Source organism: Microbulbifer jejuensis (assembly GCF_047289955.1).
Lineage (GTDB): Bacteria > Pseudomonadota > Gammaproteobacteria > Pseudomonadales > Cellvibrionaceae > Microbulbifer.
The window spans coordinates 22,332-37,167 of record NZ_JBLBUB010000002.1 but is presented as its reverse complement, the minus strand read 5'-3'; the positions used below and the strand labels follow the sequence as shown (position 1 = coordinate 37,167).

Sequence of the window (14,836 nt, the reverse complement as noted above, 5' to 3'; positions counted from 1 at the left end):
TTTGCGTATTCTTTTAGTCGCAAGCCTGGCTAACAATATCGGTAAGCGCCTGCACTGATACTGGCTCCGGTTCCCAGGGCTGGATTAATGCCGGCATACCGATACGCGCAGTTAAATCACTCCATACCATCGACACACTCAAAGCCCACTGGCCGCTCTGCTTGCGTCTTTCGGGTTGCGCGATATCGGCGCAAAGGGAATGCAGAGCCTGGATAACGGCCTCAGGCCAAGTGAGGGCAAAAATATCGTGGTAACTGCGCATGTCCGTATCACCCAGGGTTACCATGCTGGGAACCGCCAATCGCTCGGTACCCTCACCGCTAAGTATCAGCCTGCCTGTTTGATCCCGTGGTGAATGCAGCCTTGGATTCCACAGCACGGGGCCGTGGGTATCGGCCAAAGTTAGAACACCCCCTTCACTACCTATAGCAAGTCGATGCAGTAACAGGGAGTGATTGTCCGGGTCTTGTGGGTGCACCTGATTTTGTATGCGCAACGTCAAGGGCACTCCACCAAGAGTGGCCGATAAACTTTGAAAAGGGTGTCCTTCAGCGTGTACCGGCTCGCTAAAAGACCAGGGGCGAAGGCCGCCTACCGCGCGGCCAATAACATCCAGCAGCGGATAGGCCATCTGGCTGTTACAGATAGCATCGATCATTTCCAGGCGCTGGTGCTGACGTAAATATTCGGCCGCCGCCAAAAATTGCCTGGTAGGACGCAAATTTGGATGTAGCGTATTAACCGCGTAAGCCGCATTTCCCTGCTTTGCTGCCAGCAGGTTTGCAGTAATTTCCTTGGTGTGGACCGGGTGCTCCTGCAATACATGAATACCCCGCTTGAGTAGCGATTGGGCCAATTCAGAACCCTCGCCCCCCGTTGCCCCAGAGCGAACAACAACACAGACTATGTCGACATCATCGGGGATTTGCTCTGCCTCGGTATAAAGCGGCACCCCATATTGTTCGGCACAACTTCTGGAATAATCACTACCCCGAGCCAATAAACCGGCCAATTCAAAATAATCCCGATCGGGTAATCTGGAGGAAGTCAGGGCTTCGAGATAAATACGGCCAAAGCCTGTCCCTGCAACGACAACCCGCTTGCGCTTATCAATTCCCATAGGACGAATCTCCCTGATGACTGCCCATGGACTGAGCCCATTCCTGCAACTGGGCATGGTCTACCTGTCCCTCAAGCGTCAGAGGCAACTGGTCCAAAACCTCGATAAAAATTTCTGAATCAAAATGATCGATATATTCGGCCAGGCAATCTGCCGTCAGTCGCATTTGATTTTGTTTGGCTGTACAGGCAAAGAAGCGATGCCCCTGTCTGGATAGGGGGTGTTCAGAGACAGGCAAATCCATAGCCAGCTGTAAGCCGGCAGCCTCCAGGGCATTGTGCCACTGGGAAAGTGACAGAAATGTTGCGCCGGAATCCGTGCGCTCATCGACGGCATCGACCAACATAAATGCCTGTGAAGCCATCACCCAGAACTCCTCACTGGTTGGCTCGGTCATAATGAACCAACCTCCCGGGCGCAATAACTCAGCCACTCTTCGCAGTGAGGCATCTGTGTTATGGGCGGCATTAAAAACACCACCGGCAATAATTACGTCGAAGCTATTTGGAGAAAATCCCTGGCTGCGCAACGGACGGTCAATATCAAACAAACCACGGTGCAACCAGGGGCGTTGCTCCTGATCACCATGTTGTGCAAAAAAGCTATCGAGAAAAGCCGCAGAGATATCCGTGAACTGGTAATCAAACTGAATATGGCCACTGGCACCGTCCAAAATGGGCAAGAGGGCCTGGGTTGTCGCGCCAGTGCCTGCACCAACCTCTAAAATTTTCAGGGGCTGTGGCTGCCCTTCCCAGTTATTTAAAATGGACTTCAATAAAGCATTCACTGCACGCTGTTGGTACCTGGCAGCGATACCCTCCCGGTAAAGCGCACTCGCCAACTCAGTGCTGCCACGAGGGAACAACAGGTGCACAGCCTGGACTTTGCCTCGAATCAGATCTGGTAATTGCTCCGCATTAGCGCGGGCGTAATCGATCGTTTTGCTTGCTCCAGAAAGTGCTCGCCAAGCCTGTTCCAATTGACCCCAGGCCTGGGCAAGAGCGGTATCACTGTAGCTATCTGGATCAACTTCGACACGCCAGCTGTCACCGTCAGCACTAAGTAACTGTTGCTCTTGCAAAACCCTGATCCAACGTTTAATCAAGGCTTGGTGCTGTTGGGCAACCGGTGGGGTTTCGAGTATCTCTGCCAAAGTGTGTGCTGAGTGCTGATCACAAAACAGTCCCAGGTGACTAAAGGCATTCAGCATGGAGAGCAAAGCGGTAGCGTTAAGCTGTTCGGTAACCTTTACCGCATATTCCAAGTCAATATGGGCAAATTCTGTATCCAGCTCGGTATTAATTCCTTCAAATAACCCAGCCATATCGGGCATGCCAGGCTTGTCCTGTATCTTCTCCTGTACCTTAGCTTGTGCAAACACAGCCCAGCAGTCACCCCCGGTTAGGGGCACAGTGGCAGAGTTGGCGACAGCGGGGTGTTTCGCAACGCTCTCAGTGATGGCCTCAAGCTTTTGGGTTAACGCCTGCTCCGCCTTTGCAACAGGTTCTATATCCATCTCGCTACAGACCCAACCAGATATCTCACTGGCTAAAAGGCGCCGAGCATCCTGCAACAGGGGCTGTGCCAGTAACACTTCGGTTTCATAGAGCAGACATTGCAGATTTTTCAAGTTTGTCAGGGCAATTGCAGGATGTGCGACCAATCCCTCTAATAAAGTTGCCGGCAGTACTACTCCACTAAACCCCGAGCGCTCCAAAACAACCAGTGCTTTTGCGGGATTGATTTCAGGCGACTGTAAATAGACAGAAAACCCACTACTCCATGCCGCAAAAATGGCAAATCGAGCAAATTTATTGAGAGGGGAAAATACCCCTACACTGCCCTGAAAAGCCCTTAGCGACTCTTGTTGGGATTTATACAGTGTGAAATTTGCTTCAGCGATGTCAGCCTCTGTCAGCCCCTTATCTGTTAACAACAGGGAAAGTTCTTCTAAATCAATTTTCAATAAACCTGAGGTTTGTACTTTAATTGCCAGGGGCTCAACCTCTGCATTAGCCTGGACTTCAGTTTCAAACCCGATCCCCAACCTCAGCGCCACCAAGTGCAAAAACAATGGAACGTCTTCTCTGCAACTATTGCCTGATAACAGCAGTAATTTACCTTGCAACGTATCCAGCTGTTCACTCAGATTCCCTGCTACCTCTTTTGTCCAGGCCAGTATCTGGTTGCCACTCCACTCATGGCCATCAAGGGATAATGCCGGTGTTTCCCCCAACTGCTCTAATCCACTTAAGATTTCTGCTGTTATTACTTCGATTTTCATCACAGCCCCTTAAATAGCTTTTGCAAAAAATAGAGTTTGACCCGCGACGGATAATGGCGATGTCGATGCAGGTAAGAAGCACTTAACCTCAAAGCCGGCCACAACCAGTTCTTCCTGCCATGCTGTGCTGTCGATAAACACCTGGTCGGTTCCCCCTCTCCGGTCTTCACTCCCCAGCAGAGGCTCCGATTCTGCGGGGGAAAGAAGAAACTGCATTGCCGTTAACATGGCATGGTTTTCCCGAGTGGATTCGCTAAACAACAGCCAGCCACCATTGACCAGAGAACGACGGATACACTGTAGGGTCTGACCAATATGAGCGGCGTTGTGCAAAACATTACCGGCCACAACAATGTCGGTGCTGGCTGCTGGGATTGACTGCGCGGTGAAATCCGCATTGATATCGAGCAGGCTGCAACGCAAACCAATGTGATTGCGTAATTTCTTCTGGGCAACGCTGGTGAATAGAGGCGATATATCCGTAAAGCGATAATTAATCGGCCTGCCGGCCAGAGTATCTAAAATTGCAGCAGTGGTTAGACCCGCGCCGCCGCCTAATTCGAGCACTCTTAACATAGGACCGGGTTTAACAGCCTGTTTTACAATGCTTGCCGCCGCATAATTGAGATAAGTCGTAAACCAGTTGTTCTGGTAGGCTGCCAATGCGGTTAGTATTTCGTCATTCTCGAACAGCAGTTGATTAATTGAGACCTGATCCCGCACCAGTTCAGCCAAATGCATGAGGAGCTTTTGGTGAGACTGAGCCATTTCCGGGGGAAATCCCAGCGCATCGTAGGCCCCCGGTAATTTATCTGCCCCGGCTGTACTCTCGGGAATTTTTTCCCAGGAGTAGTTGCCATTACTCAGCTTCAAAAACTCTCGTTCAACCAATGCCACCAACCAGCGGCGAACCAGCCAGTGGTGTCGGCAGGCGGCACCTAGCGTATTAATAATTTCGTCACTGCTGCGCCCAGCATTTTCGGCGGTCAACGCGCCGCTGGAAGAAAGCAACTCCATAATCGCCCGCAGGCTGATGAATTCCAGCCTCTGCATTGCAGCAGGCAGTTGCGCCAAACCACTGTCTACCGTCAGCTCAGCGGGTAGAGCTGCCAGCCCAGCCTCATGGGCGGTATTGGCAGTTGGAGGTGTTAGGTTTTTCAAATGGCTCCCTCCTCAAGGCACTCCATATCTTCAATACTTGTTTCCAGGGTGGTTAAAAAACTGAATGCCTCAATCTCCGACATGCGCTCCATCGCTGACGCCGGCGGCAATACTTGGGCGCAGTAGTGACAACCCGCTGGGATTTCTTCGCGAAGTACAGCCAAAGTGGTAACTGCGGCTACCGCTGCTGTTAGATCTGCATTACCGGTGCCCCGCAACACCGCCGTGCGAGTGCGCTCTTGCCCGTTGTATTTACCGGTAAGCTGCAAAAGCATGACCACATAAGGATGGCGCCCCGCCAGATCCAGTTCACTGGCCCGACACAGCGCAGCCCGCGCTTCATCGCGGCTTAAACCATGGGCTGTATTAAAGGCTGATAAAATATAAGAGCCCGTAATCGCGTTATACCAATCGCCTTCAGAGAGGGATAAGTCGCGGGCCAGGCGCTCGCTTTCACTGTTTAAATAAGGGAGTACAGTGGCTGTGTCGGGGAAAAATGGCAGTTCCACATCGGAGCGGCGCTTCAGCACACCATTCACCCGGCGACCATTACGCCAGGCCGCTAAGGGCTTGCTGTGCTGGTCGTTGGCGCCTTGCAAATAATCATCGGCGGCGACATCGGTAAACCGGTCGCGCAGGCCAAAATAACTGGTCAGCCTCTCTACCTGCGAAAACTCCTGCTCTGCCAGCCAGCGTGGTAGCAGACTACTAAGCCCCGGCTGTAATCCAGCAGATAAGACTGCGATCAATCCACTGTTCTGGTAATAGGATGAATCGAGTTGCTCATAGAGAGTCTCATCACCAGCAACATCGATATAGGCTGCTCCCACTTGTGCCGCAGCCTTGGCAACCCTGTCGTCAATTAAATGTGAAGGTCCTGCACAATTAATCAGGACTTTACAGCCGGATACAAACTGATCCAGTGAAGCTGCATCCAGGTAGTCCACGGTCTGATAGGAAATTACTGAATTACTGGATAACGGCTGTTTATGTGCGTTGCGACCACCGATACGCAAAAGCCCCATTTCCAAGGACTGTAAATAACCCGTAACGGCTGCGCCCACATCGCCATAACCACCTAAAATTGCAATTGTCATAGGCTCAACTCCTTATCGGGCTCAACCAGGCTCCAGCCAGTTGCCCGGCTGCGCTGGTGCCAAAAATGTGCATAAAGGCCTTGCTTTGATAACAATTCACAGTGATTTCCAGTCTCAGCCACAGTACCTGCATCAAGCACGATGATTTGGTCCGCATTCATCACGGTGGACAATTGATGGGCAATCACAATAAGAGTGGAGCCCTGTTGTAACTGCCTCAGGGAGCTGTTCAGGTATTTTTCATTGCGCGGGTCCAGCGCCGCTGTCGCTTCATCCAGCACAACGATCGGTGCGGCTTTTAATAGGGCGCGGGCAATAGAGACCCGCTGGCGTTCGCCACCGGAAAGTGCAGCGCCTCCCTCCCCTACCTGGGTCTGCCACCCCTGCGACAAGCGCTCGATAATCTCATCCACGCCAGCCAGTTTCGCCACACGTTCCAGTTCTGCCTGACTGGCTTCGGGACAGCTCAAACGAATATTCGCTTCCAGGGTGTCGCTGAACAGGTACACGTCCTGCATAACAATAGAGATCTGCTGCATCAGGTCTTCAATGCGCAGCTGCCTTAGATCCACTCCGCCCACTTTTACCTGGCCCTGATCGGTATCAAAAAAACGCAACAACAAACGGGTGATGGTGGTTTTACCGGAGCCTGAAGCACCGACAATTGCTGTGGTGGTGCCCGGAGAAGCCCTAAAGGAAAGCTCCTTCAATACCGGTTGCCCCGGCTCGTAACTAAAATTCACATTTGAAAATTCAACCAACCCACCCTGCTGGGTAAAAGGCTGAGATCTGGGTGGCTCAGGTAGCGGCTGCTCAAAAAAGATAGCGGCCAGTCTGCGTAAATCATTACCGGCCATGCGCAGCAGACCACTGCGCCCGGCGAGTTCCGCCAGAGGACCGGTAAATCGGGCCGCCAAAGCTAGCAAAGCCACCAATTCAATAGAGGGAAGTTGTTGATTGAGCGTGAGCCAAATGCCCACGGCAATCACTGCGGCAAAGGCGAGTTGCACCATTAATCCCCCTGCAAACAAACGGGGGAAGGTCTGCCGCAACATGGAACCAGCGGCTCTGCTTTGCCCGGCAATCGCCTCTTCCAGTGGGGGATAACCGCTGACATTTTTGCCAAACGACCTGAGTACCGCTTGATTGCGGGCAAACTCCACTACCCGGTTACTGGCGCGGGCACCGGCAGCATCCACTTCCGTTTCCATGGCGCCTATCCACTGGGCGGACCAGCGGTGGCCAATATAAATCAAGGGCACAAACAACAAAGCGGTCAGCCCCAGTCGCCAGTCAAACCACAACATTGCCACCCCCACTGTCAGTGGAGTGACAACACCGCTGACAACAGGGGGTAACAGATGCGCGAATACGTTGGTCACCATCAAAGTGCCCCCGGTTGCGCTGCGGGATAAACGACCCACTTTTTCAGAGTTGAACCAACCCAGGGGAAGTTGAGAGAGGTGTTCCCCCAATCGATTGTGCAGGGTTTTCAATACCAGAATGGCCAGCGCAGCCCCTTTAACGGTTTGCTGGTAACGGGCAAGGCAGGCGATCACAACAACCGAGAACAGAGCAATCAACCAGAATCCAACCGCCTGCATCTCAGAGGCCAGCAGTGCACTAAGCAGAGGCACCAGAAGTGTCACCGCGATTCCCTGCAAAACGCCATAGGCGAGAAGCCATATTGCATAAATGCCAACTTCACGGCGATGCGCGGGTCCGAGAATGATAAGTAAACTGCGAATCATGAAGGCACCCCGCTAGCTGCCTGAATATCACGATCCAAAGCCTCTACATTTGCTTCTGCATCGTTATACAGGCGCCACTGTTCAGCGTAGTGCTTGCCCTCAGCCAACAATTGTTGGTGAGTGCCACATTCAACCAAGCGGCCGCCGTCCAGGACCGCAATCTGATCCACATCGGTAATCGTGTGCAGCTTATGGGCTATCACCAGTACCGTACGATTCCTCACCAAACGCGATAATGCCTGCTGAACCAGGGCTTCAGATTCGGGATCAGCATGAGCCGTGGCTTCATCCAGAATCAGCACAGGAGCATCTGCTAAAAGCGTGCGTGCAATACTTAAACGCTGGGCTTCACCACCAGAAAAAAAGGCATCCTTGCCAAATACCGCCTGGTATCCCTGGGTGAACTGCAAAATTCGCTCATGAATGCATGCACTGCGCGCAGCTTCAATCAGCTCCTGGTCACTGGCATCCGGTCGTCCAAGACGCAGGTTATCTGCTACGGTACCTGCCAACAGCTGGGTCTCCTGAAGTACAAAACCCACATGTCGATATAAATTGTCTGGAGCAATATCACGGACATCGGCGTCCCCCAGGAGCACAGCACCTTGAGTCACGTCATAAAAACGAGGCACCAGCTTGGCCAGGGTGGATTTCCCGGCACCGGAACTCCCCACCAATGCTGTGATCGAGCCGGGGCGACAGCGCAAAGTAATATCGCTTAAGACCGGCCGATCCTGGGTATAGGCAAAACCGACCTGCTTTAAGAGCAGCCCTGCATCTTTGGGCTCTTTGGGTTTAGAGGTAACAGCCAGGGGCTCAACCTCCAATAATTGATCGATCCTGCCTGCGGCAGCTTTGGCTTTTTGCTGGGCCGTCAGCCCCTGGCTCAAGGTGAGAATGGTCTGGGGAATTATCACGGCGATCAGCGTTGTTGCGAGAACATCAATCGGCTGAATGGCAGTATTCACCACCAGCCAAGCTCCCCCAGACAAACTCACCAACATAATGACTGGCACCGACAAGGCCAGAGAGGTTACGGCCTCCAAACGGACAAGCGGTGTCACCCAGCCCGTGTAACGGCGGCTGAAATCCTCGACGGCCTGTTGGTAATTTCTGTGAGCGCGGCCGGTTTGCGAGAAAACCTTAACCACCGCAATGCCGTGAACAAATTCGACAATCGCAGCACTGACCCGAGCAAAGTCCTTATCCAGCTGCTGCATTTTTTCCCCGAAACCACGCATCATCCAGGCGTAGGACACCAGATAAACTGGCAGGGTAAGTACTGCCAACAGGGCCAAGCGCCAGTCGAGCCAGGTTAAGTAACCCAGGCCCGCCAGTGGCAGTACAAACGCAGCGGCCAACTCCACCTGGTGGTGCGCAACCATATGGTGAAGATCATCAAGGTCGTCTTGCACCGCTTTGCGCACCGCGCCGGAGGTGTGCTCGCTGTACCAACCCAGGGGCACCTGTCCCAATTTCCGCACCAGGGCCCGTCGCAGTTCCGCCTGCATACGCTGGTCGGCAATATGGGTTAACCACAAACCGATCACAGTGCAGATCCAACCCATCGTCAGCCCGGCAACTATCGCGAATACAACGGGAGTAATCGCATCGGCGATACCACTGATATCGGGCGCCAGGAACAGGCGAGCCAGCTCAACGATACCGATAAAAGGAATCAGTGAAGTGAGCGCACCACAGGCACCGAGCGCCACCCCCAGCCACACAAGGCCACGAAATGGACGCATCAGTTCCCGCAGATTGGGCTTTGGCAAAATTTGCTCAGCCATCTATTTGCCCGCTTTACCGCGCTGTAATGGTTTTGCCAAGTGCTCAACGACAGTGGCAACCTGCGGCGGCTCCATCACGCTGAAGTGATTGCCCGGCACATCGATTAATTCAAAATCACCCAGACAAACATCCTGCCAATAAGGCGCGGCCATATGGCCTACGCCGGCAGTGACACCGAAGGATTGCTCTTCCTGGCAGCGCAAGTAGGTCATATCGCCAATATAGGGAGGCAGATCAAAACAGGCAGCGCGCATACTGTGTCGGCACACCCGGAAAAGCCCCGGTATCATCGCAGCTTCAACCGGCACACCCGCCTGGGCAGAGGCCATCTCGGTATAACCGGCCAGGCGCTGCTCCTGGGTGAGTTGAGAGCGTTGCCGCACGGCTTCCGCTACCGCTTTAAGCCCGGCATCACCGTCGAGTTCTGCCATTGCACCGGCGGGAACACGACCGTTGTGTTTCTGCATTAAGGTCTCGATCGCGCGGGAAATATCTTCGCTCTCGATATGCTCACCAAATACCGCTTTTACCGGGTCGAGATTCAGGTTGGGGGCGAAAATTGCTTCGAAAGCCAGCTCTTCATCGGTATCTACAAACATTGGGATACTGTCGATCAGGCTCAGGTCAATCACATCGACACCGCGCTCCAGCAGTCTCCGCGAAACTTCCGTTGCCAGCAGACCGCCCAAGCAATAGCCAATTAACTGGCAACGCTGATAGCCCTCGTCGATGATTCTCTGGGCGTAATCATCGGCGGTGTACTCGATTAACTCTTTGGCATCAATGGACAGATACGCTTCTGTATCGGCGACAGCAATTCCAATGACCGGGCCCAGATCCTGGGCCGCAAGCGCTTTGCCCAAGTGCTGGAAATAGTCCAGCGTACCCAGGGCCGCATGGAACATAATCCGCACCGGCGCCTTTTCTTTGGATGCCTCTTTACCCTGGCCCTTACGACTGAAAGGAACCATCAAGGAGTTGCTGCCCTCGCGGGTAGTTGCAACCAGGTTTTCGCTATCAGTGTCTGCCTGTTCCTCGGCAACGGCACCCGGCTCAACTCTCAGTGCTCTGGCCAATGCAGCAACCGTTGGTCCATTGAGCATGTGGCGCAACAAGGCGTCGTAGGTGAACGGTTTCGCCTCGGGAATCTCTTCCAACAAGCGCCCTGCAACCCGCGCCATAATCAGCGAGTCACCACCGAGATCGAAAAAGCTGTCCTGTCGGCCCACATTATCGAGGCCCAGTGCATTAGCCCAGAGCTTGCACAGAGCCGTTTCCAGAGGGTCCATCTGCTCTGAGTGCGCAGCCTCTTGTGCATCGCCAGTCGCAGGGCGCCAACCGGCGAGCATTTTGCGATCGACTTTGCCATTGGCGGTGAGCGGCAGCTGGTCGAGAACTTGTAAATGGGCAGGCACCATATGCGCGGGCAATCTATTCGCTAAGAAGTCCCGCAGTTTCCCGGCACTCAAATATTGCCGATCAGTTTTCATCTGCGCGGCCAATAAGTTCATACCAAAAGCCGACAAAGGATGCTCATCTTCCGGCAGGCAGAGCACTTGGCCGGCACCATGGGCTTTTAACAGCGATTGCCATTTTTCGATAGACAGGAACTTGGTCGCACCACAAGCGCGATCATCGCCAGCCGGGTCCATCATAAAACCCTGGGTGAGTAAGATATGGGCGTGATCCACCGTTGGCTCAGTCAGGATTAACCAGCCTCCGGGCGCCAGCAATTCGACAGCACTGGCAATAGCCGCCTCTGGATCTCGGGTACTGTTGAGCATCCCAGCACATAAAATGACATCTGCACTATTGGGCGCCAAACCCTGGGCGCGATAGTCTGTATTGAGATCCATTAACCCGAAGCGCACCCAAGGCCATTCTTTAAATTGACGGCGAGCCTCAGTCAGGAAAAATGCGGTCATGTCGGTAAATAGATAGTCAACGTCATATCCATCCAACATGGGAATAACCAACGCACTGGTAGCCCCTGTGCCAGCGCCCAACTCAAGAACCGTTAACCCTCTATCGCTCTGGGCGGCAATGCGGTTAATGAATGCGGCAACGGCGGCATTGTTATAGCGGGCAATAAGATCGTCCCGATAAAGGGACAAAGCCACCTGCTGGTCGCCCTGGGGGAACAACAATTCAAACGGGTTTTGTTGATTCGCTAGTAACTGGGGTAATAACTCGACATGATCCCGGTGATATTGCAGGAATTCCCGATTACAAAAACCACTTTCAATTCCCTGTTCAACGCGCTTCCACGCTTCATCAACAGTAGAGATGTCGACTGCCTGGGTACGCGTATATTTTTCCTCAGCAGCGGCGCTGATAGTGGATAAGCTGAGCAGCTTTGCATTAACGAGAAGGTCCAACCAACGACGCACCAGCCAGTGATGCTTTTCGTGGACTTCGGCTAGTGAAAGAATTTCTTCTGCACTGTACCCCCGCTCACAATCTGTAAATGACCCCAGGCCCATCAAACCGTGAAGCATCGACAACAGGGCCGCTTGTTCAAGCGCCTGCACATAGTCGCCGATGCTGACAGCTTCCGGCTCACCCGCCTGGTAGTGTGCAAACTGACGTACTGAATTTATCAGCTCGGGATCGATAACCGCCGGCTCTGCATCGTCCAAGCAGCGACTTTCCACAAAGCCCAACAGATTTAAGTCCGCTCCCGAATCGCCCTCTTTCCTCTCAATTACCGCCGCTGCTGTTGATACTGCGGGGTGGGCCAATAATGCAGACTCCACTTCTCCCAGTTCGATACGGTGTCCACGAATTTTTACCTGTCCGTCTTCACGACCCAGGAATTCGAGTTCACCACCGGGCAAATAACGGCCCAAATCGCCGGTGCGGTAAAGGCGCTGACCGTCCACCGGATGAGAGAAGAATTTCTGTTCAGAGAGGGCCGCATCATCGAGGTAACCATCGGCTAACCCCAGGCCAGTAATCATCAACTCACCCGCTACCCACACAGGGGCATCGCGCAACTGGCTATCCAGCACCCGGAAGCCCTGGTTCGTCAGCGGCACGCCATAGGGAATACTGCTCCAGGCGGGATCGACTCGCTCAATACGGTGGTAGTTGGACCAGATTGCAGCTTCTGTAGCCCCACCCATGCCGATCAGATTGAGTGCGGGCACATGGCGCCTGATATGTTCCGGTAAAGTAACCGGAATCCAATCCCCCGATAGCATTGCCAATCGCCATTCAGACAGCGGCCGAGGTTCTGTATCCAGATAGGTGGCCAGCATTTGCAACTGCGCGGGGACGGAGTTCCACAATGTCACCCGGTGCTCATCCATGACCTCCGCCCAATGTGAAGGGTCTGCACCGCGGGCCGGATCGGGCAATACCAAAATCGCACCGACTGCTAACGGGCCAAAAATATCGTAGACCGACAAATCAAAACTGAGTTGGGCCAGCCCCAAAATGCGATCGCCCGGGCCCACTTCGAAGCGGCGATTAATATCCAGCACCGTATTTAAAGCGGCCCGATGATTAATCATCACACCCTTGGGTTCGCCGGTAGAGCCGGAGGTGTAGATAACATAAGCCAGCTGCTCGGAGTCACCATTACTGGCTACCGGAATCTCAGTTTCAGGTGCCAGGGTATCAACACTGATCACCTGCACTTCTGACGGCCACTGAATTTGGCTGGCGAGGTTGCTGAGTGTCAGGACGTATTCCGCCTCGGCACTAAGCAACAGTTTATTGAGCCGTATTTCCGGTTGTGCCGCGTCCAGTGGCAAATAGATACCACCAGCCAGGAGCACACCGAGGGTCGCCGCTATCTGCTCTCGACCTTTCGGCATTGCAATGGCCACGCGACCACCCAGCTGGAAACCTTCTTTGCTCAGCGATTTGGCGATACCCGCCGCTTTTTTCGCCAGGTCGCCATAGTTCACACTGCCATTGCTATCAATAATGGCAGTAGCTTCCGGTGTTGCCGCAGCCTGAGCAAATACGCCCTGATGCAATAATTCTGAAGGAACTGGCCCATCGGTTTGATTAACCTGATGCCTCTCCTGTTGCTGCCACTCGAGTAAAGAAACCGGAGATGTGCTAAGCCATTGCCCATCGCCACCAGCGGCAAGCGCATTCAACAAGCCGGTAAAGGCCGCGAACATATCCTCCACCAAGCCCGATGGAAAAACGCCCTGGCGCACGTCCCAGTTAATTTCCAGACCATCGGCATCGTCCCTTACCTGGCAATCCAGGGTGACTTGCGGTGTCTGGGTAATTCCCCTGCCGGACTTTCTACCGCTGGCAGGTTTTTCGGTATCTCCCAGGCCAATAGCACTGGTAAATACCACCGGCATCAATGCGGCCTCGGGTCCTCGCGCACGGGACATTTCCCGCAGTACTTCCACACCGGAGAACAAGCGGTGATCAATATCACTGAACAGCTGTTCGCCAATGCCAGCCGCCCAATCGCGAAAGGTTTTTCCATTGGAATCACCAATCGCCAATACACTGACCGAAGTAAAATCACCAATCAGCTGGTTAACCTGAGGGTGTAAGGGCAGCCGATTCAATAAGGTAAGACTCAGGCTAAAGCATGGCTGGCGGCTCCACCGCTGCAATACCGCTCCATAGGCAGCCAGCACGGCAACCGACGCGGTTAAGCCAGCAGTACCGGCTCGCTGCTTCAGTGTCTGCCAATGCGTCGTGTCCAGGCGGTAGTGGTGGCGATTAAAACGTACAGATTCCGCTTCTGAAGCAGGCGGCAAAACCGGTAACTCAGGTGCCGGCGGCAATTGCTCAAGGCGATCCAACCAATAGCGACGATCATTTTGGTAGCCCTGGCTGTCCAATAGACTTCGATCGGCCAGGAGATAATCGCGAAAATCAATCTCCAGTGACGGCAGGGCTGCACCGGGGTGAGACAGCAGAAGGTCGAGCTCATTAAATAAAATGCCCGCACTGGCCCAGTCTGCGATCAGTGCATCCATAGAGAAATGCACTATATGGCCCTTATCTGTGCGGCTATGGCGCAGCTCGAACATGGGCCACTCACCAATGGTGTAGTTGCGGTGGCCCAGTTCATCCCTCACCGATTCCAAGGCAAGTTCCAGGGCGTCCTCGTCCAAACCGGTAAGGTCCTGGCTTTTCATTTCGTAGTGCGGCACTTGGGGGAGAACCCGCTGGTATCCCTCCTGCTCGATAACCGCCCGCAACATCGGGTGACGTTCAATAAGTTGGTTCCAGGCTTCCTGTAAACCTTTTGGATTTAATCCCGGGTATTCCAGCTCCAGGTAGCCGTGGCAAGCAACGCCGCCGTAGCCAAATGCATTTTGTCGACCCAACAGGTAAGCGGTCTGCACATCGCTTAAAGGGAAAGGTTCATGCCGATTTTCCCTATCGGCCTCAACCACCACTCCCAGATCCTGGTCGTTGCCAGCGGCTGTTTGAGCCGCGCTCAGTATTTCGATAATTTGTAACTTGTGTTCCCGCAGCCTCTGCTTGTGCTGCTCCGTCAGCAGACCTTTAGCTGCGCGAAAGCGCAGTTGTTCAGACTCGGTCCAGAGTTCCACCCCAAGCCCTTGTAATTCGTCGATCAGTTCCATAGCCGTCATGGGGTTAAAACTCCGTCCAATCGCTGAAAAATAAAATTGCCGACAAG

General features: G+C 53.6%; 7 protein-coding genes. All 7 read right to left on the bottom strand.

The annotated features are described in order from the left end of the window. Positions 1–13: 13 nt before the first annotated feature. The 7 genes from ACL7TT_RS01645 to ACL7TT_RS01615 are packed head-to-tail and all read right to left on the bottom strand — an operon-like array spanning position 14 to position 14,789. Positions 14–1,120 carry a Gfo/Idh/MocA family oxidoreductase gene (locus ACL7TT_RS01645; RefSeq protein WP_413392630.1) on the bottom strand — a complete coding sequence of 369 codons (1,107 nt, stop codon included), beginning with the start codon at positions 1,118–1,120 and terminating at the stop codon, positions 14–16. Next, positions 1,110–3,404, bottom strand: coding sequence for a class I SAM-dependent methyltransferase (locus tag ACL7TT_RS01640; protein ID WP_413392629.1), 2,295 nt, complete (start codon positions 3,402–3,404; stop codon positions 1,110–1,112). Before ACL7TT_RS01640 ends, ACL7TT_RS01645 begins: the two co-directional genes overlap by 11 nt. Positions 3,405–3,413: 9 nt before the next feature. Next, positions 3,414–4,565 carry a class I SAM-dependent methyltransferase gene (locus tag ACL7TT_RS01635; protein WP_413392627.1) on the bottom strand — a complete coding sequence of 384 codons (1,152 nt, stop codon included), beginning with the start codon at positions 4,563–4,565 and terminating at the stop codon, positions 3,414–3,416. Beyond that, positions 4,562–5,662, bottom strand: a complete 1,101-nt coding sequence (locus tag ACL7TT_RS01630) for a saccharopine dehydrogenase NADP-binding domain-containing protein (RefSeq protein WP_413392626.1) — start codon at positions 5,660–5,662, stop codon at positions 4,562–4,564. The genes ACL7TT_RS01635 and ACL7TT_RS01630 overlap by 4 nt, the downstream gene beginning before the upstream one ends. Continuing rightward, positions 5,659–7,413, bottom strand: a complete 1,755-nt coding sequence (locus tag ACL7TT_RS01625) for an ABC transporter ATP-binding protein (protein WP_413392625.1) — start codon at positions 7,411–7,413, stop codon at positions 5,659–5,661. The genes ACL7TT_RS01630 and ACL7TT_RS01625 overlap by 4 nt, the downstream gene beginning before the upstream one ends. After that, the gene (locus tag ACL7TT_RS01620) at positions 7,410–9,203 is read right to left on the bottom strand and encodes an ABC transporter ATP-binding protein (protein WP_413392623.1); all 1,794 of its coding nucleotides are present in this window, start codon (positions 9,201–9,203) and stop codon (positions 7,410–7,412) included. The genes ACL7TT_RS01625 and ACL7TT_RS01620 overlap by 4 nt, the downstream gene beginning before the upstream one ends. Next, on the bottom strand, positions 9,204–14,789 hold the full coding sequence (locus ACL7TT_RS01615; protein ID WP_413392621.1) for an amino acid adenylation domain-containing protein: 5,586 nt from the start codon (positions 14,787–14,789) through the stop codon (positions 9,204–9,206). Positions 14,790–14,836 lie beyond the last annotated feature (47 nt).

Bases quoted from the DNA above. Each gene is read 5' to 3' on its own strand.
- ACL7TT_RS01645 (WP_413392630.1), bottom strand. From the start codon at position 1,120: ATGGGAATTGATAAGCGCAAGCGGGTTGTCGTTGCAGGGACAGGCTTT.
- ACL7TT_RS01640 (WP_413392629.1), bottom strand. From the start codon at position 3,404: ATGAAAATCGAAGTAATAACAGCAGAAATCTTAAGTGGATTAGAGCAG.
- ACL7TT_RS01630 (WP_413392626.1), bottom strand. From the start codon at position 5,662: ATGACAATTGCAATTTTAGGTGGTTATGGCGATGTGGGCGCAGCCGTT.
- ACL7TT_RS01625 (WP_413392625.1), bottom strand. From the start codon at position 7,413: ATGATTCGCAGTTTACTTATCATTCTCGGACCCGCGCATCGCCGTGAA.
- ACL7TT_RS01620 (WP_413392623.1), bottom strand. From the start codon at position 9,203: ATGGCTGAGCAAATTTTGCCAAAGCCCAATCTGCGGGAACTGATGCGT.
- ACL7TT_RS01615 (WP_413392621.1), bottom strand. From the start codon at position 14,789: ATGACGGCTATGGAACTGATCGACGAATTACAAGGGCTTGGGGTGGAA.